The sequence below is a fragment of the Aeromonas sp. 30P genome, assembly GCF_051919805.1.
In the GTDB taxonomy this organism is placed as follows: Bacteria; Pseudomonadota; Gammaproteobacteria; order Enterobacterales; family Aeromonadaceae; genus Aeromonas; species Aeromonas veronii.
This window is the reverse complement of sequence record NZ_JBQBEA010000001.1, coordinates 773,864-795,224: the sequence shown is the minus strand read 5'-3', so window position 1 is coordinate 795,224 and position 21,361 is coordinate 773,864. Positions and strand designations below refer to the sequence as shown.

The 21,361-nt window shown below is 58.4% G+C and carries 20 protein-coding genes and 1 tRNA gene; 12 read left to right on the top strand and 9 right to left on the bottom strand.

Annotation, left to right across the window (positions count from 1 at the left end; all coding sequences use genetic code 11):
* Nucleotides 1–103: 103 nt before the first annotated feature.
* Nucleotides 104–1,423 carry an anaerobic C4-dicarboxylate transporter gene (locus ACTG2B_RS03900; protein ID WP_021229055.1) on the top strand — a complete coding sequence of 440 codons (1,320 nt, stop codon included), beginning with the start codon at nt 104–106 and terminating at the stop codon, nt 1,421–1,423.
* Nucleotides 1,424–1,665: 242 nt separating this feature from the next.
* Here the strand turns inward: ACTG2B_RS03900 and tsaD are convergent, their stop codons facing one another.
* Nucleotides 1,666–2,679: a tRNA (adenosine(37)-N6)-threonylcarbamoyltransferase complex transferase subunit TsaD gene (tsaD, locus tag ACTG2B_RS03895; protein ID WP_439995234.1), complete on the bottom strand. Its 1,014-nt coding sequence runs from the start codon at nt 2,677–2,679 to the stop codon at nt 1,666–1,668.
* Between the two features lie 179 nt (nt 2,680–2,858).
* On the opposite strand from tsaD, the gene rpsU reads away from it, so the two are divergent.
* From rpsU to ACTG2B_RS03865, 6 genes are all read left to right on the top strand, one after another.
* The gene (gene rpsU, locus ACTG2B_RS03890) at nt 2,859–3,074 is read left to right on the top strand and encodes a 30S ribosomal protein S21 (protein WP_005309452.1); all 216 of its coding nucleotides are present in this window, start codon (nt 2,859–2,861) and stop codon (nt 3,072–3,074) included.
* Nucleotides 3,075–3,089: 15 nt separating this feature from the next.
* A complete protein-coding gene (locus ACTG2B_RS03885) occupies nt 3,090–3,533 on the top strand; it encodes a GatB/YqeY domain-containing protein (protein WP_005349081.1) in 444 nt (147 codons plus the stop codon).
* A gap of 88 nt (nt 3,534–3,621) precedes the next feature.
* Nucleotides 3,622–5,409: a DNA primase gene (dnaG, locus tag ACTG2B_RS03880; RefSeq protein ID WP_439995233.1), complete on the top strand. Its 1,788-nt coding sequence runs from the start codon at nt 3,622–3,624 to the stop codon at nt 5,407–5,409.
* A 183-nt stretch (nt 5,410–5,592) separates the two neighbouring features.
* A complete protein-coding gene (rpoD, locus tag ACTG2B_RS03875) occupies nt 5,593–7,488 on the top strand; it encodes an RNA polymerase sigma factor RpoD (protein WP_263718854.1) in 1,896 nt (631 codons plus the stop codon).
* A gap of 187 nt (nt 7,489–7,675) precedes the next feature.
* Nucleotides 7,676–7,752: transfer RNA gene (locus tag ACTG2B_RS03870), tRNA-Ile, on the top strand.
* Nucleotides 7,753–7,849: 97 nt separating this feature from the next.
* Nucleotides 7,850–9,069 (top strand): IS3 family transposase gene (locus tag ACTG2B_RS03865; protein WP_439995232.1). Its coding sequence is split into 2 segments (ribosomal slippage): nt 7,850–8,198 and nt 8,198–9,069, totalling 1,221 coding nucleotides; the frame shifts between segments, so codons are not numbered across the junction.
* A 172-nt stretch (nt 9,070–9,241) separates the two neighbouring features.
* Here ACTG2B_RS03865 and ACTG2B_RS03860 read toward each other — a convergent pair.
* The 4 genes from ACTG2B_RS03860 to purH form a co-directional block, all read right to left on the bottom strand.
* The gene (locus ACTG2B_RS03860) at nt 9,242–9,796 is read right to left on the bottom strand and encodes a cytochrome b/b6 domain-containing protein (RefSeq protein WP_179903166.1); all 555 of its coding nucleotides are present in this window, start codon (nt 9,794–9,796) and stop codon (nt 9,242–9,244) included.
* On the bottom strand, nt 9,777–10,151 hold the full coding sequence (locus ACTG2B_RS03855) for a cytochrome b562 (protein WP_005349056.1): 375 nt from the start codon (nt 10,149–10,151) through the stop codon (nt 9,777–9,779). The genes ACTG2B_RS03860 and ACTG2B_RS03855 overlap by 20 nt, the downstream gene beginning before the upstream one ends.
* Nucleotides 10,152–10,428: 277 nt before the next feature.
* Nucleotides 10,429–11,715 (bottom strand): phosphoribosylamine--glycine ligase, encoded by a 1,287-nt coding sequence (gene purD, locus ACTG2B_RS03850; protein WP_335832351.1) that lies wholly within the window; start codon nt 11,713–11,715, stop codon nt 10,429–10,431.
* A gap of 114 nt (nt 11,716–11,829) precedes the next feature.
* Nucleotides 11,830–13,422, bottom strand: a complete 1,593-nt coding sequence (gene purH, locus ACTG2B_RS03845; RefSeq protein ID WP_439995231.1) for a bifunctional phosphoribosylaminoimidazolecarboxamide formyltransferase/IMP cyclohydrolase — start codon at nt 13,420–13,422, stop codon at nt 11,830–11,832.
* 415 nt (nt 13,423–13,837) lie between these two features.
* Between purH and zntR the strand changes: the two genes are divergently transcribed.
* Together zntR and ACTG2B_RS03835 are read left to right on the top strand one after the other, a co-directional pair.
* Nucleotides 13,838–14,293 carry a Zn(2+)-responsive transcriptional regulator gene (gene zntR, locus ACTG2B_RS03840; protein ID WP_236767088.1) on the top strand — a complete coding sequence of 152 codons (456 nt, stop codon included), beginning with the start codon at nt 13,838–13,840 and terminating at the stop codon, nt 14,291–14,293.
* Nucleotides 14,294–14,507: 214 nt separating this feature from the next.
* On the top strand, nt 14,508–14,747 hold the full coding sequence (locus ACTG2B_RS03835; protein ID WP_236767087.1) for an alternative ribosome-rescue factor A: 240 nt from the start codon (nt 14,508–14,510) through the stop codon (nt 14,745–14,747).
* A gap of 226 nt (nt 14,748–14,973) precedes the next feature.
* On the opposite strand, the gene hemW is transcribed toward ACTG2B_RS03835, so the two are convergent.
* A complete protein-coding gene (gene hemW / locus ACTG2B_RS03830; protein ID WP_236767086.1) occupies nt 14,974–16,119 on the bottom strand; it encodes a radical SAM family heme chaperone HemW in 1,146 nt (381 codons plus the stop codon).
* Nucleotides 16,120–16,209: 90 nt separating this feature from the next.
* Nucleotides 16,210–16,806, bottom strand: a complete 597-nt coding sequence (gene rdgB / locus ACTG2B_RS03825) for an RdgB/HAM1 family non-canonical purine NTP pyrophosphatase (protein ID WP_182938801.1) — start codon at nt 16,804–16,806, stop codon at nt 16,210–16,212.
* Nucleotides 16,807–17,044: 238 nt separating this feature from the next.
* Between rdgB and ACTG2B_RS03820 the strand changes: the two genes are divergently transcribed.
* The 3 genes from ACTG2B_RS03820 to ACTG2B_RS03810 all read left to right on the top strand — a co-directional run bounded on the left by ACTG2B_RS03820 (nt 17,045) and on the right by ACTG2B_RS03810 (nt 19,951).
* Nucleotides 17,045–18,208 carry a multidrug effflux MFS transporter gene (locus ACTG2B_RS03820; RefSeq protein WP_439995230.1) on the top strand — a complete coding sequence of 388 codons (1,164 nt, stop codon included), beginning with the start codon at nt 17,045–17,047 and terminating at the stop codon, nt 18,206–18,208.
* 135 nt (nt 18,209–18,343) lie between these two features.
* Nucleotides 18,344–19,393 carry an oxidoreductase gene (locus ACTG2B_RS03815; RefSeq protein ID WP_439995229.1) on the top strand — a complete coding sequence of 350 codons (1,050 nt, stop codon included), beginning with the start codon at nt 18,344–18,346 and terminating at the stop codon, nt 19,391–19,393.
* Nucleotides 19,394–19,702: 309 nt separating this feature from the next.
* Nucleotides 19,703–19,951 carry a hypothetical protein gene (locus ACTG2B_RS03810; RefSeq protein ID WP_005340533.1) on the top strand — a complete coding sequence of 83 codons (249 nt, stop codon included), beginning with the start codon at nt 19,703–19,705 and terminating at the stop codon, nt 19,949–19,951.
* 62 nt (nt 19,952–20,013) lie between these two features.
* Here the strand turns inward: ACTG2B_RS03810 and rimJ are convergent, their stop codons facing one another.
* Together rimJ and ACTG2B_RS03800 are read right to left on the bottom strand one after the other, a co-directional pair.
* Nucleotides 20,014–20,565 (bottom strand): ribosomal protein S5-alanine N-acetyltransferase, encoded by a 552-nt coding sequence (rimJ, locus tag ACTG2B_RS03805; protein WP_439995228.1) that lies wholly within the window; start codon nt 20,563–20,565, stop codon nt 20,014–20,016.
* Nucleotides 20,565–21,119: a GNAT family N-acetyltransferase gene (locus ACTG2B_RS03800; protein ID WP_005341258.1), complete on the bottom strand. Its 555-nt coding sequence runs from the start codon at nt 21,117–21,119 to the stop codon at nt 20,565–20,567. The genes rimJ and ACTG2B_RS03800 overlap by 1 nt, the downstream gene beginning before the upstream one ends.
* Between the last annotated feature and the right edge of the window lie 242 nt (nt 21,120–21,361).

Genomic DNA, 21,361 nt, shown 5'->3' with positions numbered 1-21,361 from the left:
CCGGCCCATAAAGTCAGTTCCCGATTGGTCTTTATCCCCAGCCCGATCGGGAATTGGCTTTTTGCCAAATAAAAACCAAAAACTAAAAAATGGAGTTATCGCTATGATTGGAATCGAGTTACTTGTCGTGCTCGCCGCTATCTATCTGGGGGCCCGGATAGGCAGCATCGGCATCGGCTTTGCCGGTGGTCTGGGGGTACTGGTATTGACGTGGGGTCTGGGCATGCCCATCCCGAGCGATCAACTGGTCAGCTACATCCCTTGGGATGTGATCATGATCATCGCGTCCGTCATCTGCGCCATCGCCTGTATGCAACTGGCTGGCGGGATGGACTACCTAGTCTTCCTGGCAGAAAAAGCGCTGCGCAAGAACCCCAAATACATTACCTTCGCCGCCCCGGTGGTCACCTACCTGATGACCATGCTGGCCGGTACCGGTCATACCGCCTTCTCCACCCTGCCGGTGATCGCGGAAGTGGCCAAAGAGCAAGGGATCCGCCCATCCCGTCCGCTCTCCATCGCGGTTGTCGCCTCCCAGATCGCCATCACAGCCTCCCCGATCTCTGCCGCTGTGGTTGCCTTCTCCGGCATGCTCGAGCCATTTGGTGTTGACTACCTGACCCTGCTGGCCATCTGCATCCCCTCCACCTTCCTGGCCTGTATCCTGGGCGCCTTCATTGCCAACATGATGGGCAAGCCGCTGGAGCAGGACGAAGTCTATCTGGAGCGTAAAGCCAAGGGCCTGATCAAACTGCGTGGTACTACCAAGCTCGAGATCAAACCGTACGCCAAACTGTCTGTCTGGATCTTCATCGCCGCCATCGTTGCTGTCATGGCTTATGCCACTGCCATCTCCGGTAAAGTGGGCCTGATCACCAACCCGCCAATCCCCCGTGACGGTGCCATCATGGGCATCATGCTGGCCGCGGCCACCATCATGACCCTGGTGTGCAAACTGGACGCCACCCAAGTGACCAACATGCCGACCTTCAAGTCCGGTATGTCCGCCTGTATCTGCGTACTGGGTGTCGCCTGGCTGGGTAACGTCTTCGTGAAAGGCAACATGGACACCATCCAGCTGATCGCTGGCGACCTGCTGAACCAGTACTCCTGGCTGCTGGCCGTGGTGCTGTTCTTCGCCGCCATGCTGCTCTATTCACAAGGCGCCACCACCAAAGCGTTGATGCCTGCCGCACTGGCACTGGGTGTCAGCCCGCTGACTGCGATTGCCTCTTTCGCAGCCGTGAGCGCCCTGTTCGTACTGCCGACCTACCCGACTCTGCTGGCCGCGGTAGAGATGGACGACACCGGCTCCACCCGTATCGGTAAGGCGGTCTTCAACCACCCCTTCTTCGTACCGGGCACCGCCACTATCGCCATCGCCGTGGCACTGGGCTTCTTCTTCGGCGGCATCCTGCTGTAATCTATCGCCTGCCGATTACCAAACAAAAATCCCCGCCAGTTGGCGGGGATTTTTTTATCTCTTTACTCTGTGCTTGGCTGTCTGGCAGCGAGAGACCTGACGTCTTATCCGGATGGCTCAACCACGGCGACAGCAGACACCACAACAGCGTGCCAACGGCGCTATAACCACCGCTGCCGGATTGCCGGAGTAGTAGGCCACCATGGTACTCAGCACCACGCCAGAAGGCGGGATCCGTAGGATCAGACCGGATCCAGGGTATCCAGCGGCCAGCGCGGCACGGCTTTGACCGCTAGCGGTTCGAACACGCCCGCTTTCAGGCGCTGCATACCGGCGTAAGCGATCATGGCGCCGTTATCGGTGCAATATTCAGTGCGCGGATAGAACACCTCGCCCTTGAGGCTCTCCATCAGCTCGGCCAGATGGGCTCGCAGATGACGGTTGGCACTGACGCCGCCAGCAACCACCAGACGCTTAAGACCGGTCTCTTTCAAAGCACGACGGCACTTGATGGCCAGGGTATCGACCACCGCATCTTCAAACGCCCGAGCGATATCGGCACGGGTCTGCTCATCATCACCATTGGCGGCGATGGTGTTAGCGGTGAAGGTCTTCAGGCCGGAGAAGCTCATATCGAGCCCTGGGCGATCTGTCATGGGACGGGGGAAGTGAAAACGTCCGGTAGTGCCCTTCTCGGCCAGACGGGAGAGCAGCGGGCCACCCGGATAGTCCAGCCCCATCAGCTTGGCGGTCTTGTCGAACGCTTCGCCAGCGGCATCATCGATGGATTCGCCCAACAGCTGATAGCTGCCGATGCCATCAACCCGCACCAGCATGGAGTGACCACCGGAGACCAGCAGCGCCACGAAGGGGAACTCGGGAGCTTTATCTTCCAGCATGGGGGCAAGCAAGTGCCCTTCCATATGGTGGACGGCGATAGCAGGCTTGTTCCATGCCATCGCCAGCGAACGACCAATAGTGGCGCCCACCAGAATGGCGCCAACCAGACCCGGCCCCGCGGTATACGCGATGCCGTCGATGTCATCTTTGCCCAGTCCCGCCTCTTGCAATGCGGCCTGGATCAACGGGATCGTCTTGCGAACATGATCCCGGCTGGCGAGTTCGGGGACTACGCCACCGTAGTCCGCATGCAGCTTGACCTGGCTGTATAACTGATGGGAAAGGATCCCTTTTTGATCGTCGAAGATCGCGATCCCGGTTTCGTCACAGGATGTCTCTATGCCCAATACACGCATTGCTAAAAAATTTCACTGCTAAAATGAGACGGCTATGGTAACCTTCGCGGGTTTTTTAAACCAGAGCGATCTCTGCGGGTTTACTTTCATTCCCTGTCCAGAGTATAATTTCGCACCATTTTAAGACATGCTGATCGATTGAAGGTCAGCTAACAATTTATCACTGAGGTGAAAGGCACATGCCAGTAATCAAAGTCCGTGAAAATGAGCCGTTTGACGTTGCTCTGCGTCGTTTCAAGCGTTCTTGCGAAAAAGCCGGTATCCTGTCCGAAGTTCGTAGCCGTGAGTTCTACGAGAAGCCGACTACCATTCGTAAGCGCGCCAAAGCGTCTGCTGTCAAGCGTCACGCCAAGAAGCTGTCTCGCGAAAACGCACGTCGTATCCGCCTGTACTAATCGGGAGATATTGCCGTGTCTCTGAAGGATCAACTCAAGGATCAGCAAAAGCTCGCCATGCTTGCCAAAGATAAGGCACGTCTGGGAGCGATCCGCTTGTTGATGGCAGAAATCAAGCAACGTGAAGTCGATACCCGTATCGAGCTGAATGATGAGGATATCCTCGCTGTCGTGACCAAAATGGTCAAACAGCGCCGCGATTCCATCAGCCAATTTGAAGCTGCCGGTCGCCAGGATCTCGCCGACAAAGAGTCCGCCGAGATCGTTGTGTTGCAGGAATTCCTGCCGCAACAGCTGACCGCAGATGAAATTGCTGCCCTGATCGAGCAAGCAATCACTGAAAGTGGTGCTGCCGTCATGGCTGATATGGGCAAGGTCATGGCTGTCTTGAAGCCGAAAATTCAGGGGCGTGCCGATGTCGGCGCCGTCAGTGCTCAGGTGAAAACCCGCTTGGCGTAACAGGCAACTCTCTTGTTTGGTCGAAGAAGCCGTGCTTCCCTTGGAATGCGCGGCTTTTTTATTTTCTCCGCAATGAAACAGGACGGTTATGGCAGGCAGGATCCCCCAATCCTTTATCGACGATCTGCTCGTACGCACAGACATAGTCGAGCTGATCGACTCGCGAGTGCGGCTGAAAAAAGCCGGTAAGAACTACCAGGCTTGCTGCCCTTTTCATAACGAAAAAAGCCCCTCTTTTACCGTCAGCCAGGAGAAGCAGTTCTACCACTGTTTCGGTTGTGGCGCCCACGGCAACGCCATCGGCTTTGTCATGGAGTACGACGGTCTCGAATTTCCCGACGCCATCGAAGAGCTCGCCAGCATGCAAGGCATGCAGGTACCTCGCGAGCAGAGTATCGGCGGCTCGGCCAATAGTCAGCCCGCCGTTAGCAAGGATCTGTTCGAGCTGATGAACCAGATCGCCCGCTTCTACGAGAGCAACCTCAAGAGTGCTCCTCATGCGGTGGAGTATCTCAAAGGCCGCGGTCTGACCGGTGAAGTGGTCAAACGCTTCAACATTGGCTATGCACCGAGCGATTGGGATCAGGTGCGCCGCCGCTTTGGTACCAGCCGGGATCACGAGCTGTTGCTTATCTCGGGCGGCATGCTGATCACCCGTGACAATGGCCCGGGGAGTTATGATCGTTTCCGCGATCGCATCATGTTCCCGATCCGTGACAAGCGTGGCCGTGTCATCGGTTTCGGTGGCCGGGTGCTGGGTGATGGCACCCCCAAGTACCTGAACTCGCCGGAGACCCCCATCTTCCATAAAGGGAGGGAGCTGTTCGGTCTCTACGAGGTGAAGCAGGCACACAAGGATCCACGCCGGATCCTGGTGGTGGAAGGCTACATGGATGTGGTGGCACTCGGTCAGTACGACATCGACTATGCGGTGGCGGCGCTGGGTACTGCAACGACCAGCGACCATATCCACACCCTGTTTCGCACCACCGCCGAGGTAGTCTGCTGCTACGACGGTGACAACGCCGGTCGTGAAGCCGCCTGGCGCGCGCTGGATAATGCCCTTCCTCATCTGCAGGATGGCCGCGAGCTGAAGTTCGTGTTCCTGCCCGATGGCGAGGATCCCGACTCGCTGGTACGCCAGATCGGCAAGGAGGGCTTCGAAGCCCTGCTCGATGAAGCCCAGCCATTCGCCGACTTCATGTTCGAGCGTCTCGGGCGGGATGCGGCGCTCTCCGGTGAGGCAGGCAAGTTCGAAGTGGCCAACAAGGCCGCCGAGCTTATTCGTCGCGTACCGGAAGGGTTTACCCGCGAAGGGCTGATCACCCGCCTCTCCAGCATGATGCGCTGGGGTGAGAACAAGCAGCGCATCGCCGAGCTGTTTGCCCGCAACAGTCAGCCCAAGGCCGAGGTCAACAAACCCAAGGCAACCAAGCTGACGCCACTGCGGCGTGCACTGGCACTGATGGTGCAATATCCGGCAGTAACGGCTGAGCTTCCCCCCATGCCGGAATTGGCCGGGCTACGCGTACAGGGCATCAAGTTCCTGCTGCAACTGCACCAGCAAATCCTGGCACAGCCCGGTATCACAACCGGTATCCTGCTGGAACACTGGCGTGGAACCAAGGAGGGAGAGATCCTTGCTCAGCTGGCCATGCACGACCTGTTCGAGGAGATCAAACTCGATCAGGATCCAGATATTCTGGGAGAATTGCAGGACACCTTCGTCGGCTTCATCAACCAGTTTCTGAAACAGCGGATCGAAGAATTGCAGGCCAAAGTGGCTCAGGAAGGACTAAGCTCCGAAGAAACCCAAGAGCTGATGATGCTGATAAGAGAGGTGCAAATTGAGAAAAGAAATGAGAGTGGGGCTTGATATTTGAGTGATTAGTCCCAATATGGATAGCGTTGCCCGAATCGACGGGATGAAAAGCAAAAAATTTATAACCGCCTGGCCCCGACAATACTGCGGGCAGGGGTTTCTCATGACCGACGCCGCAACCAGACATAGCATGTCTGGCGGTTTTCTATTAGAATTGGCTATTTGCGCAGCAGCGCACTGTACGCGCAACCTAGCAACACCAACCGGATGAGTTCTATGGAGCAAACCCCGCAGTCTCAGCTTAAACTCCTCGTTGCCAAAGGTAAAGAACAGGGCTACCTGACCTATGCCGAGGTGAACGATCACCTCCCGCAAGACATTGTCGATTCAGACCAGATCGAAGACATCATTCAGATGATCAACGATATGGGCATTCAAGTGGTTGAAAACGCTCCGGATGCCGATGACCTTATCATGGCTGAAGGTGGTACCGCCGATGAGGACGCTGCCGAAGCAGCGGCCCAGGCTCTGGCATCTGTTGAATCTGAGATTGGTCGCACGACCGATCCCGTCCGCATGTACATGCGGGAAATGGGTACCGTCGAACTGCTGACCCGTGAAGGCGAAATCGACATCGCCAAGCGGATCGAAGACGGTATCAACCAGGTACAAAGCTCCGTAGCCGAGTACCCTGAAGCAATTACTTACCTGCTCGAACAGTACGACAAGTACGAAGCCGAGCAGCTGCGTCTCTCTGACATCATCTCTGGGTTTATTGATCCGAACGAAACCGAAGACATGGCACCTACTGCCACGCATATCGGTTCCGAGCTCGGCGAAGACGATCTGGCCGACGAAGATGAAGAGGACGAAGAAGACGAAGACGAAGATGGCGACAGCTCTGACGACGACGGTGACGGTGGCCCGGATCCGGAAGTCGCTCGCGAGAAGTTCGGCGAACTGCGTGCCCAGTATGAAGTGACTCGCCTCTCCATTCAGAAGAATGGTCGCGCGCACGAAGATACCCAGGCCGCCATCGCCCAGCTGGCCGATGTATTCCGTCAATTCCGCCTGATGCCCAAGCAGTTCGATCGCTTGGTCAACAACATGCGTGAAATGATGGAGCGCGTCCGCGTGCAGGAACGCATCATCATGAAGCTCTGCGTTGAGCAGGCCAAGATGCCGAAGAAAACCTTCGTCGCGGCCTTCACCAACAACGAGTGTGAAACTGCCTGGTTCGAATACCAGAAGCAGGCTGGCAAAGCCTGGTCTCCCCGTCTGGTTGAAATGGACGAGGATATTCAGCGCGCCATCGGCAAGCTGCAGCAGATTGAAGAAGAGACCGGTCTGTCGATTGCCCAGATCAAGGATATCAACCGCCGCATGAGCATCGGTGAGGCCAAAGCCCGCCGTGCGAAGAAAGAGATGGTTGAGGCCAACTTGCGTCTGGTTATCTCTATCGCCAAGAAGTACACCAACCGTGGTCTGCAGTTCTTGGATCTGATCCAGGAAGGCAACATCGGTCTGATGAAGGCGGTAGACAAGTTTGAATACCGTCGTGGCTATAAGTTCTCGACCTATGCAACTTGGTGGATCCGTCAGGCCATTACCCGCTCCATCGCGGATCAGGCCCGTACCATCCGTATCCCGGTACACATGATCGAGACCATCAACAAGCTCAACCGTATCTCCCGTCAGATGCTGCAGGAAATGGGTCGCGAACCGAACCCGGAAGAGCTGGCCATGCGCATGGGCATGCCGGAAGACAAGATCCGCAAGGTACTGAAGATCGCCAAAGAGCCTATCTCCATGGAGACGCCCATCGGTGATGATGAAGATTCCCACTTGGGCGACTTTATCGAAGATACCACCCTGGCTCTGCCAGCGGATGCTGCGACCAGCGAAAGCCTGCGCAACGCCACCCGCGAAGTGCTGGCTGGCCTGACCGCCCGTGAAGCCAAGGTACTGCGGATGCGTTTCGGTATCGACATGAACACTGACCACACCCTAGAGGAAGTGGGCAAACAGTTCGACGTGACCCGTGAGCGTATTCGTCAGATCGAAGCCAAGGCACTGCGCAAACTGCGCCACCCGAGCCGCTCGGAAGTGCTGCGCAGCTTCCTGGACGAATAGTCCTGACCCTGTGTCAAACTGCTCTGCCAAAGCCCCGCCATGCGGGGCTTTGTTTTGTCTGGCATTTACCCTTGCGACCCTCTTTGCGCCCTCAATCAAGCTGGACAATTAGTCGCCAAGTGGTTGATATGCCTATAGACTGCCCTTTCCTCTTCCCCTATAATCCACGCCGCTAAACGCACAATTTGGCCCCTTAGCTCAGTTGGTCAGAGCAGTCGACTCATAATCGATTGGTCGTGGGTTCAAGTCCCCCAGGGGCCACCAAATTGAAAAAGGCCGCTCATGATGAGCGGCCTTTTTGCATCTGCTGTCCCGTCCTGAATATGGTTTACACCTTTCCCCCCAATAAATGGAGAACCCGATGGGACAAGGTGTGAAACGGACACAGCGCGATTACTCGCTGACTTTTAAACTGGCACTGGTCGAGCAGATTGAAAAAGGCGAGCTCACCTACAAACAGGCTCAGGTGCGTTATGGCATTCAGGGCCGCTCCACCGTTCTGGTATGGTTGCGTAAACATGGTCTGCAAGATTGGAGCCAGGGGGCTTCTTTGCGCGCCGGCAGGAGCATCACCATGCCTGACCCCGACAACCAGACACCCGAACAGCGCATCAAGGTACTCGAGCAGCAGCTGGCGCTGATGAGTCAGAAGGCCCAGTTTTTTGAGGCCGTCGTCAATGTACTGAAGAATGACTACGGTGTCTCCATCGTAAAAAAGCGACCCGGCAAGTCCTCTCGCAGCGGCAAGTCGAGAGGCTGACCATTGTCAGGGCTTGCCTGTTTCTGGGGATAAGCCGGCAGGCTTACTACAAGCGCAATCGGGTCGCCGACGAGCGCCATGCACAGGGATTACAGGTGGTGCGCTTCGTGCGTCAGGTTCGACTGCGACAACCTCGGGTCGGCACTCGCAAGCTGCATTATCTGCTGCAGGGTCTGGATGATGGCGGGCTCAAGGTCGGGCGTGACAGGCTGTTTCGGATATTGGCCGAGCACCGCCTGCTGGTGCAGCCCAGGCGGGCGTATCACAAGACCACCCACAGTTTTCACCGTTTCTACCGTCATCCCAACTTGCTCAAGGCGGGGCCAGAGCAGGTCACACCGGTGGCCCCGGAGCAGGTCTGGGTCGCTGACATCACCTATCTGCCAGCCAGGAGCGGGCCGCTGTACCTGAGCCTGGTGACGGATGCGTACTCACGCAAGATAGTAGGCCACCACGTACACGAAGGAATGCACGCGGAGTCGGTGGCGATGGCGTTCAAGAAAGCGCTGAAGCAACGGTGTGGCAGCGGGGAGCTAATCCATCACTCAGACCGTGGCGTGCAGTATTGCTCTGGGCTGTATCAGTCATTACATGAACGGTACGGGGTGAAATGCTCGATGACGGATGGGTATGACTGTTACCAGAATGCGTTGGCGGAGCGGGTGAACGGGATTTTGAAAGGAGAGTTATTGCTACAAAGCCCGCAGGATTTGGCGCAAGCGCGGGAAATGGTGCGTGAAGCGGTGGATATTTACAACGCGGAGCGGCCGCATCATGCGTTGAAATACAGAACCCCCGATGCGGTACATAGGGGGTGCTGAGTAGAGAAATGCTAGTTGAAAATGTGTAAACCTATTTCAGGACTAGACATGCGGATCGGGCAATGTCCAGTGATGAGCTCGATGAGGTCATAGAAAAGACCCGCCATGGGCGGGTCTGGGCAGGGTCCGGATCAGGCGCCTCACTCAGAGACAAGGAGCCTAATGCTGAGCCTCAGGTTTGCTCGTTGCTGCCGCTCTGGATGGATGAGCGACGCCCGGCGGGTAGCATCCGGGTAACCAGATTGCTGCGCTGGCGCCAGGAGGTAAAGACAATGGCCAGCAGGTGCAGACCAATCAGTCCCTGCAGCGCCACCACGCACCACTCATGCCACTCGTCAGCCCCCAGTTCAAATCCCGTCTCGGTATTTTGAAACCAGCCGCTGCCTGCAGTGGCCAGCACAACCAGCCAGAGCGCCCACACGGCCAGCTTGCCGCTACCGTGATGACCCGGTGCCGGAGGCTGCCGCTCACGCATCTCTCGCGCTTGCCGGCGAAAATCCTCACCGCTGGGGATGAGAGCACCAAGGCGAGCGTAGCCACGGGCGAAAGTGAGCCCCCAGAGCAGACGCAAGGAGACCAGCCCAATGGCGCCGTAACCCAGCCACTCGTGCCACTCCTCGCCCGCTTCGTTAACCCAGAGATTGCTGATGCAGACCGCCACCAAGCCCCAGTGGGTCAGGCGAACCAGCGGATCCCAACGAAAGGGCTCACCCTTTTTGCTTGGCATATTTGTGGTACTCCTTCTTCAGGTCGTTGACCTTGGCCAAATGTTCGCGCGCCTTGGCCTCATCACCCGCCTTGAGTGCGGCCAGGCTGGCGTCCAGCTCGGTCTGTACCTCGTTCATCCCTTCAAGGAATTTCTCTTTCTTGGCGGCCGGCATGTTCTTCTGCTTGGCCACATCCAGCTGGGCCTTCATCTCGTTGATGTGCTTCTCCATGGTGGCTGCATCATCAGCCTTGACGGCCTGCTTGTAGTTGAAGCCAATCTTCTTCATCGGCTGTTCCAGATCACCCGCCACGGCAGGCAGGGTCATCAGGCCAAACATCAGGGGCAGCAGCAGGGGGCGGACGGTTTTCAACATGGGATTTCCTTATATAACGACATGCTCGAATTGTTAGGGGTACTTATGAATCCAAACAAGAATTCATCACCAGCATGATGCCATGACTCATGGTGAAACGTTTGTGAAAAATGCTGTTTTTTGTGGCAAATAGTGACAGATATGCCGCGCTTGTTTGCGCTTGGTAACTGATTGAACGCCGGTGACGCGCACCATGAGGATGGTTGAAAGCGGTAAACAGGGACAAAAAACCCCGCCGTAGCGGGGTCTGAATCAGCTGGCCAATGGCTTGCGTCAGTTACTCCTGTTCGCGAGCAATGGCGCGCCAGCCGATATCCTTGCGGTAGAAGACGCCATCCCACTTGATGCGGCCAGCGAGCTGATAGGCACGCTGCTGGGCTTCTGCCACAGTGTGGCCGAGGGCGGTTGCGCACAACACGCGACCACCAGCGGTCAGGCTGGTATCGCCCTCCAGACGGGTACCGGCATGGAACACCTTCTCACCCGCCACTTCATCCACGGGCAGGCCGCTGATGGGGTGGTTGGTGCTGTAATCGCCAGGATAGCCACCCGCCGCCAGCACCACGCCGATAGCGGCGCGGGGATCATAGATGGCCTCTTTCTGATCCAGCTTGCCCGCGCAAGCGGCCAGACAGAGCTCCACCAGATCGGACTGCATCCGCAGCATGATGGGCTGGGTCTCGGGATCGCCGAAACGGCAGTTGAACTCGATCACCTTGGGATTGCCCTGACCGTCGATCATCAGACCGGCATAGAGGAAACCGGTGTAGACGTTGCCTTCGGCCGCCATACCACGCACGGTCGGCATGATCACCTGCTCCATCACGCGTCGATGTACCTCGGCGGTCACCACAGGCGCCGGGGAGTATGCCCCCATGCCGCCGGTGTTGAGGCCGGTATCACCATCGCCAACCCGCTTGTGATCCTGACTGGTGGCCATCGGCAGCACATGCTCGCCATCGACCATGACGATGAAGCTTGCCTCTTCACCCTCCAGAAACTCCTCAATCACCACCCGGGAGCCCGCTTCGCCAAAGGCATTGCCGGAGAGCATGTCGCGCACCGCGTCTTCCGCTTCCTGCAAGGTCATGGCGACAATCACCCCCTTGCCCGCCGCCAGACCATCGGCCTTGATGACGATGGGGGCGCCCTTCTCGCGCAGATAAGCGAGTGCTGGCTCCACTTCGGTGAAGTTCTGGTACTCGGCGGTCGGGATGGCGTGACGGGCCAGGAAATCCTTGGTGAAAGCCTTGGAGCCTTCCAGCTGGGCAGCGGCAGCGGTCGGGCCAAAGATGGGCTGACCGGCAGCGCGGAAGGCATCCACCACTCCTTTCACCAGCGGCGCTTCCGGCCCGACGATGGTGAGGCCGACCTGCTTCTCTTTGGCAAAGGCCAGCAGCCCTTCGATATCGGTCGCCTCGATGGCAACGTTCTCGACCCCCGGCTCAAGCTGGGTGCCCGCATTGCCCGGCGCCACAAAAACGTGACGTACCAGCGGGGAGTGTTTGGCCTTCCAGGCCAGAGCGTGTTCGCGGCCACCATTGCCAATGATCAGTACTTTCATCGTATCGCTCGCTTCTATTTGTGGTCACCGGACGGCCACCCGGGCCGTCAGTCAGTGGAAATAGTCAGTTGAAAAGAGACAACAAAAGGGCCGCCATCGGCAGCCCCTGACCCATCAATGACGGAAATGGCGCATGTTGGTGAACACCATGCACATACCGTGTTCGTCGGCGGCATCGATCACCTCCTGATCGCGCATCGAGCCACCCGGCTGGATCACGCAGGAGATACCGGCCTGCGCGGCAGCATCAATACCGTCGCGGAACGGGAAGAAGGCATCGGAGGCCATCACGGAGCCCGCCACGGTCAGCCCTTCGTCCGCCGCCTTGATACCGGCGATTTTGGCCGAATAAACGCGGCTCATCTGGCCTGCGCCGACGCCGATGGTCTGGCCATCTTTGGCGTAGACAATGGCGTTGGATTTGACGAACTTGGCCACTTTCCAGCAGAACAGCAAATCTTGCAGTTCGGCCTCGGTCGGCTGGCGCTTGCTGACCACGGTCAGATCACCCAGCGTCACCATGCCGAGATCCCGCTCCTGTACCAGCAGGCCGCCGTTGACGCGCTTGAGGTCAAAGCCTTGCGCCGGTGCCGTCCACTGACCGCATTCGAGCAGACGCACGTTCTGCTTGGCAGCGACCGCATCGCGGGCCTCCTGGCTGACGGTGGGGGCGATGATCACTTCGACAAACTGGCGGGCCACGATGGCTGCCGCAGTGGCGCCATCCAGCTCGCGGTTGAAGGCGATGATGCCGCCAAAGGCGGAGGTGGGGTCGGTCTGGTAAGCGCGATCGTAGGCACTCAGCAGGTCGTTACCGATGGCCACACCGCAGGGGTTGGCATGCTTGACGATGACGCAGGCCGGCTCGTCGAACTCCTTGACACACTCCAGCGCCGCATCGGTATCGGCGATGTTGTTGTAGGAGAGCGCCTTGCCCTGCAGCTGGGTAGCGTTGGAGACAGAACCCGGCGCGGCATGCTCTTCGGCGTAGAAGGCGGCTGCCTGATGGCTGTTTTCGCCGTAACGCATGTCCTGCTTCTTGATGAACTGGCTGTTGAAGGTGCGCGGGAAGCGGGACTCCTCGTCACCCTCCTTGTTGTCACCGTAAGAAGGAACCATGGTGCCGAAATAGTTGGCGATCATGCCATCGTAGGCAGCGGTGTGCTCGAAGGCAGCGATGGCAAGATCGAAACGGGTCGCCAGTTTCAGGCTGTTGCCGTTGGCATCCATCTCGCGAATAACCCGATCATAGTCGGCAGCTTTGACGACGATAGCGACATCTTTGTGGTTTTTGGCGGCAGAGCGCACCATGGTCGGGCCGCCGATGTCGATGTTCTCGACCGCATCGGCCAGAGTGCAGCCCGCTTTGGCCACGGTGGCAGCAAAGGGGTAAAGGTTGACGACAACCATGTCGATGGGGGAGATAGCGTGCTGGGCCATGATGGCGTCATCCTGATCCCGACGGCCGAGGATGCCGCCATGAACCTTGGGATGCAGGGTCTTGACCCGGCCATCCATCATTTCAGGGAAACCCGTGTAGTCGGAGACCTCGGTCACCGGCAGACCCGCCTCGCCAAGCAGCTTGGCGGTACCGCCCGTGGAGAGCAGGGCAACACCACGCTCGTTGAGTGCCTTGGCAAATTCCAGAATGCCAGTTTTGTCAGACACACTCAGCAGTGCACGGCGAATGGGTCGAGCTTGTTCCATCACACTATCGTCCTCAACATAACGGGGACCGTTCCATGGGAGGCGAGGCTCAACACAGAGAGTCCCCAAATAAATGGAAGTGGGGGATTTCGCAAACCACTCTCGCCCCGACATCCGGCAAAAGCGTTTTAGGAAATGCCCGCTTGGTGCGGCGCTCTGTTATGGGCGCGTATTCTACACAAAAAATGTGACCTGTGGTGGATTTTTTGAAACAGCAAAGCCTTATTTGGCGCGGCGTTAAACGTTTTCCACTTGATTTTCTCGAAACGTTTGCACTTTCAGTGTTTTATGGGAAAAAGGGTCGCCATGAGATGTTTATCTGCCCCTTTTATGCCCTTGGCTGGCAATCCATGGGCAAAGGGGTGATAGTGGATTCCGGTTTTTGTGGCGGCATATATTCAAGGGGAGAGAGAGCATGTATCGGATCGGTGAACTGGCCAAGGCGTGCGGGGTCAAGGCAGATACCCTGCGTTTTTACGAGAAGAACGGGCTTATCTCACCGGGGATCCGCAACGAATCCGGCTACCGTCTCTACAGCGAACAGGACAAGCTGCGGCTGGAGTTTATTATCCGCGCCAAGTCGGTCGGATTCTCGCTGGCCGATATTGGCGAGCTGCTCGACCTCGATACCAACAAGGCCAAAGTCACCTGTCAGGAGGTGAAAGCTGTGGCCGACACCAAGCTGGCCCAGGTGGAGCAGAAGATCATCGAACTGACCCGCTTTCGCGACAACCTGCGAGAGCTCTCCAATATCTGCTGCGGCGGGCCGCGCTCGGCGGAGCACTGCGCCATCCTCGAGACGCTGGAATCTGGTGCCCCGGCCCATCACGAGCATCACAGCCACGACCAGCATGACCCGGTTCACGGCTGACGTGGTATGTCTGACTGAGCGTGCCTGGCTCAGTGTGACTGACTCGGCGCGCCCGACGCATTGCTCCTGCGGCGATTTGGTGACAAAATCGCCGCGTTTTTAACCGGTGCCAGTGCATCCGGTTGCCGGGCGCCCAGCTGAACAGGCGCTCGCAGCGAAAACCACCATCCAGACACAAGAATCAACACACCAAGAGAAAAGAAGAGGAGCCATCATGGCCAAAATTCGGGTCGACCAACCCGCCCTCCCCCGTGAGGAAAATCCGCAAGGGAGCTGCTATGCCCATCAGCGCGGCGAGATAAAGGATAACCATCTGCACGCCCTGCTCTCCGATCCCCTGTTTCGCAGCCGGGTCGAGCGCAACAAGAAGGGCAAGGGGAGTTACCAGCGCAAGGCCAAATTTGGCAAGCGGTGGGAGCCCGGCCAACAGCAGATGATCCGCGTCTGCTGCTGAGCGGGTTTCTACCGACCATAAACTATCAGGGCGCCATTGGCGCCCTGATTGTTATCTCGAAACACGGTTCGCCAAAACTGGCTCACGACAGACGTAGGGTGCAATAAGCGAAGCGCATTGCACCGGCAACCTCGCGGCTCCAATAATGGTGCAATTTCATTGCACCCTACGGTTAACTCTCCTCATCCTCTCTCAAGTTGAGAGAGAATCTTTAATGTGATTGGTATCACTCATCCATAAAGAGTTCGAGCAGCACGTTGAGATAGCGATGGCCGAGAGAAGTGAGCTGCCAGCTCTCTCCCAGATCCTCGATCAGCTCCTTGCTCTGTGCGATGGCGAGCACCGTCTCCACCCGTTCCAGCGGCAAGCCAGTGTAGGCCTCGAACTCCGCCTTGGGGGCAGGTTCAAACAGGCGGAAGCGGTTCATAAAGTATTCGAGCGGCAGATCGTCTGCCGTCACCTGCCACTGCTCGTCCAGATAGGGGCGACTCTTGTCCAGATACCCTTTCGGATGCTTAACCTTGGCGGTGCGCAGGATCTGCTGATCCGCGAGATTAGTCACTTTGCCGTGGGCGCCACAGCCGATCCCCAGATAGTCGCCAAAGCGCCAGTAGTTGAGGTTGTGACGGCACTGATAGCCCTCTTTGGCGTAAGCCGAGATCTCGTACTGGCGATAACCGCTGGCGGTGAGCATGGCGTGGCCCTGCTCGTAGATATCCCACAGGGTGTCATCTTCCGGCAGTTTGGGCGGCTTGGAGGCAAACGCCGTGTTCGGCTCTATGGTGAGCTGATACCAGGAGAGGTGCGGCGGGGCGCAGTCGATCGCCTGCTGCAAGTCATAAAGGGCATCGTCCAGACTCTGATCCGGCAGACCGTGCATCAGATCCAGATTGAAGGTGGGCAACTTGATGGCATGGGCCAGTGCGGCGGCCTTGCGCGCCTCTTCCGGGCCGTGAATGCGGCCGAGGCGGGTCAGCTTCTCCTGCTGAAAGCTCTGCACCCCGATGGAGATGCGGTTGATGCCGGCGCGCTGGAAACCGGCAAACTTCTCCGCCTCCACCGTGCCCGGGTTGGCCTCCATGGTGATCTCGCAATCTGCGGTGAGCGGTATGCGGGCCCGTACCCCGTCCAGCAAGGCTTGCATCGCCTCCACCGTCAACAGGCTGGGGGTGCCGCCGCCGATAAAGATCGAGGAGAGCGGCCGCCCCTGTGCCCACTTCAGATCCTGATCCAGATCCTCCAGCAGGGCGGCGACATATTCTAGGTGAGGCAACTCCCCCTTCTGGGCATGGGAGTTGAAGTCACAGTAAGGGCACTTCTGGACGCACCAGGGCACATGAATATAGAGAGAGAGCGGCGGCAGTTGCAGCATGGGGCTTCCAATAAAACGGGGGCTCAAGGCCCCCATTGTAGATGACTATGTGTAATTGACCGTGTGTAACCGACAAGGTGGCGAAGTGACTCAGTGCGCCGCAGCCAGCGCCGCTTTGAGCTTGGCCAGCGCCTGACCGCGATGGCTCAGCTGGTTTTTCAGCTCGGCAGGCATCTGGGCGGCGGTGCAGTCGTGATCCGGCACGAAGAAGACGGGGTCATAGCCAAAACCGTGCTGACCGCGCGGCTCGTCGATGATCATCCCTTCCCAGCTCGCCTGACAGATGATGGGAGTGGGATCGTCGGCGTGGCGCATATAGACCAGCACACACCAGAAGCGGGCGCTCTTCAGGTACTCGGGGGCACCTTGCAGCTCACCGAGCAGCTTCTCTATGTTGGCCTTGTCGCCGGCACCCACACCGGCAAAGCGGGCGGAGTAAACGCCGGGGCGCCCTTGCAGCAGATCAACTTCCAGACCGGAATCATCGGCCACGGCGGGCAGACCGGTAATGCGGGCGGCGTGGCGGGCCTTGATGATGGCATTCTCGACGAAGGTGGTGCCGGTCTCATCGGCATCGGAGACCGCAAACTCGCTCTGTGGGATCACCTGGATCTTCATATCGGCCAGCATGGTGGCCAATTCCTTCACCTTTTTCTGGTTACCTGTTGCCAGGACAAGCTTGTTCATCGAGCACCTCCGCAAAAATAATCTGCGCATTCTATGCGGCGCAAGCGTTTAGTAAAAGCGTCAATTACACCCGCTGTGATGGGGTTACGGGGGATTTGCCGTCATCGAATAACCAGCTTTTTAATACATGTTTCCATAATGGAATAACCAAAGTGATTAAATACCATTTCTATTCATTACTGTGAGTCAGTAGACTCGCGCCCCAATTCAATAACCTGGCTGACTAAAGAGGTGACAGATGCCATTGATACTTTTACTCGTACTACTGGTGCTGTTCAGTCCGCTGGCTATCGACATCTACCTGCCCGCCATTCCGCAGATGGCCGAGCAGCTGGGCGCCGAAGTAACCCTGATGCAGGGCACCATCACCTGGTTCCTGTTCAGCATGGGGCTGGGGCAACTGCTTGTTGGCCCGCTGGCCGATCGCTACGGTCGCAAGCCCATCGCGCTGGGCGGCGTGCTGCTCTATGGCCTGAGCGCGCTGGGGGCCGGTTTTGCCGCCAGCCTCGGTGAATTGATGCTGGCCCGGGTGCTGCAGGGCTTCGGCGCCTGCGCTACTTCGGTCGCCGCCTTCTCGGTGGTGCGTGACAGCTACGGCCCGAAAAAGAGCGGTCAGATGATCTCCTACCTCAATGGCGCCATCTGCTTTATTCCTGCGCTGGCCCCCCTGCTCGGTGGCTGGCTCACCGCCAAGGCGGGCTGGTCTGCAAACTTCTGGTTTATGGCCGGTTATGCGCTCATCGTCGGCTGCTGGCTGATGTGGCGGATGCCGGAGACCCGCCCGGAGGAGACCCGCAGTGAAGGGGCCCTCATCAGCTGGTCTCGCTACAGCCCGGTGCTGCGCTCCCCCAGCTTCCTGTTCAATGCGGCGCTGTGCATGCTGGCGATGGCGGTGATCCTCGCTTATGTCACCGCCGCACCGGTGCAGCTGATGGTGAAACTGGGGCTCGATATGAGCGGCTTTAGCTACTGGTTTACCGCCAACGCCGCGCTCAACATCCTGGCCTGCTTTATGGCGCCGCGCTTTATCGCCAAGGTGGGGCCAAGACGCACCCTGCGCATCGGCCTGCTGGTGTTGATGCTCTCGGCCATCACCCTGACTTTGGCCATGCACATCGAGCATCCGCTGGCGATGATGGGGCCGGTATTCCTCTCCAGCATCGCCTTTGCCATGATCCTGGGTTCGGCCGCCGGGATGGCGCTGGCACCATTCGGCCACTGCGCCGGTACCGCCGCCGCCCTGCTCGGCCTGTTCCAGATGAGCGGCTCCGGCGCGTTGGTTGGCCTGACCGGCGCCCTGATGCACGACCCGCTGAGCCAGCTGGCGCTGCATATGTGGCTGCTGCTGCCGCCCTTGGTGATGCTGATGACCCGACGCGGTCGCCGCTTGTGTTTGCAATAAATCCTGTGCTCTGATGGGCACACTCAGGGGGCCATCGGCCCCCTTCTCGTTTGTATCGCCTTTACAGCACATGGCCATCCGGCAGAGAGCCGGCGATGGCAACCCCACTCACTCGATGTCAGCGGAGAACTCCCGATGAGCCACACTCTCAACGCAGCCCTGGTGGGCTATGGCTTTGCAGGCAAGACCTTCCACGCCCCCTTCCTCTCCACCACCCCGGGCTTGTCCCTGAGTTGGGTGGTGAGCCGCGATGCAGCCAAGGTGCAGGCCGATCTGCCCGGCTGCCGGGTCGGTTCACTGGAGGAGGTGCTAAGCGATGAGACCGTCGATCTGGTGGTGATCGCCACCCCCAACGACACCCACGCCCCCCTCGCCCGCCAGGCGCTGCTGGCAGGCAAACATGTGGTGATCGACAAGCCCTTTGCTCTGGATCTGGCCGAAGCGCAAGCGCTGGTCGAACTGGCCGAAAAGCAGCAGCGGCTGCTCAGCATCTTCCACAACCGGCGCTGGGACGGGGATTTCCTTACCGTGCGCCGTTTGATTTCCGAAGGGACGCTGGGGCAGCTCGCCCAGTTCGAATCCCACTTCGATCGCTATCGCCCCGAAGTGCGCCAGCGCTGGCGCGAAGCGGGTGGCCCGGGTTCCGGCCTCTGGTTCGATCTCGGCCCCCATGTGCTGGATCAGGCATTGCAGCTGTTCGGCCAGCCGGACTGGTTGCAGGCCGATCTGGCCGAGCAGCGCCCCGGCGCACTGGCGGACGACTACTTCCATGTGGTGCTGGGTTACGGTGCTCTGCGGGTTATTCTGCATGGCAGCAGTCTGGTCTCGGCCACCATGCCGCGCTTTGTCATTCACGGCAGCCAGGGTTCGTTCGTGAAATTCGGTATGGATGTGCAGGAAGATCAGCTCAAGCAGGGCTTGCGGCCACCGGCGGCTGATTGGGGCATGGATAGCGAACTCGGTCAGCTCAGCCGCATTGTCGATGGTCAGTTACAGCAGCAGAGCGTAGTGGGTGAGGCGGGGGATTATGGCGCCTACTATCGCGGTGTCTGCGCCGCCATCCAGGGCGAAGGGAGCAACCCGGTGCCAGCAAGTGAAGCGCTGGCGGTGATGGCGCTGCTGGATCTGGCCCGTCAGAGCCACCTTGAGGGAAAACGGCTGCCCTGTCAGAAGCTGTCTGACTAAGGTACGGGCCATCGGCCGCGCTTGAGCAACCTTGACCTTGCTAAACCGCCACAAGATGGCAGTAAAGCGGTGTTTTATTGTGCAATTAGTGCCATTTAACGGCATCTTGTATTGATATCAGTCGTTGCAGTGGAGCTTTTTATCCACGGCACGAAAAAATGTCATTGTGATATCCGTTTTCATCGGTAACTAATGGGGCTATATTGCGCCCGCCTGCTGCCTCCCGGCTTCTTGTTTCAATACCGGGCAACGGTGGGCGCTGTGATGGTTGCACAGACCATCTCTCCATCTTTTTTTGAGGGAATGCACATGAACAAAGTACTGGTAGCCGGTATCCTGGGTCTGATGTTGACTGCTTGCGGTCAGAAAGAAGAAAAAGCTGCCGCTCCTGCTGCTGCTCCGGCCGCCGAAGTTGCTGCCACTGTAGAAAAAGCCGCTAGCGAAGCCACCTCTACCGTAGAGAAGGCCACCTCCGAAGCGACTGCAACCGTAGAAAAAGCTGCTACCGAAGCCGCTACCAAGGTTGAAGCTGCAGTGAGCGATGCCAAGGCCAACTAAGCCTGCACCTCATTCGAAGACGGGTCCGAAGGCAACTTCGGGCCCGTTTTTTTATCTGTCGTTCAGGAGGCCGGATTAATCAGCGAGGTGAGGATGTGATCCTCCCAGCGGCCATTGATCATCAGATATGCCCGCGCGAATCCCTCCCGCTCGAAACCGAGCCGCTCCAGCAAGGCGCCACTGCGCTGATTGGCAGGCATATAGCAAGCCATGATGCGATGCAGATCGTGCTCCCGAAACAGGTAGTCGATGGCGGCTGACAGCACCTCTCTCATCACTCCCTGCCCTTGATGCTGCTGGTCGATGGCGTAGCCCAGATGACACGCTTTGAAGACCCCCATCAGGATATTGCTGAAGTTGCAGGTGGCGATCACCCGCTCGCCAGCCGGATCGATGGCCACCAGATTGACGCCGGTGCCGTTGAAGAACTGGCTGTAGCTGTCCTGTAGCCGGGCATGCCAGTACGAGAGGGTATAAAAGTGCTCGTCCCGAAGCGGCTCCCAGGGGATGAGATGGGCACGGTTGCGCCGGTAGAAGTCGAGCATCATGGGGGCCTGATCCGGCGACAGTATGGTCAGGTGGGTGCGGGCCGTCTTGATATGTGGCAGCGCCATCAGGACTCCCTCTGTCTTAGCCACTCGTCACGCAGCAAGCTGTAGTGGGCATGGTCCACAATCCGGTTGCCCAGCCGCTCTGCGCGTCGGGTCACCCCCTCCTGCTGCATCCCGAGCCGTTCACAGACCGCTCTGCTTGGCTCGTTATCGGTGGCGGCGCTGATCTCCACCTTCTCCATCCCCATCTCCTCGAAGGCGTGGTGGATCAGGGCCTGACAGGCACGGGTGATGATACCGTTACCCTGCCAGCGCTCCGCCAGCCAGTAACCGATGACCACCTTGCCAAGGTCGTGATCGATGCTGTTGTACCCTATGACCCCCACCACCTCCCCCTGATACTCGATGGCAGTGGTGAGCCCCTCGCCGCGGGCGAACTTCTCGATGGCACTGCGAATGAAGAGGGCGCTGTCGACGGGGCGCTGGATCAGTGGCGGCCAGGGTAGCCACTGGGAGAGGTACTCCCGGTTGTCATTGCAGAGGGCAAACAGTTCGCTCGCCATATCGGGCTGCAAGAAGAGCAGCGCAAGCTCGTCGTCCAACTGCCATGAAAACATGGGATTCTCCTTTCAAATCAGTGATCAAATCGCGAACCAGCACCCAATGTAGCCAATCGCCACTGGCCGCGCCAGCCACTTTTACGGCCCTCATCCGGCAGGCTTCGCAGAGGGTGACTGCGCACGATCTCTCCTCCCTCAAAAGAGGAGGGTGGGTGTCTGAAACCGGATAATGCTCTCCACATGGCGCCGACGAATGCCCGAAAAGGGCACTTTGGCAGATCCTGCTACCCCTTTGTGCT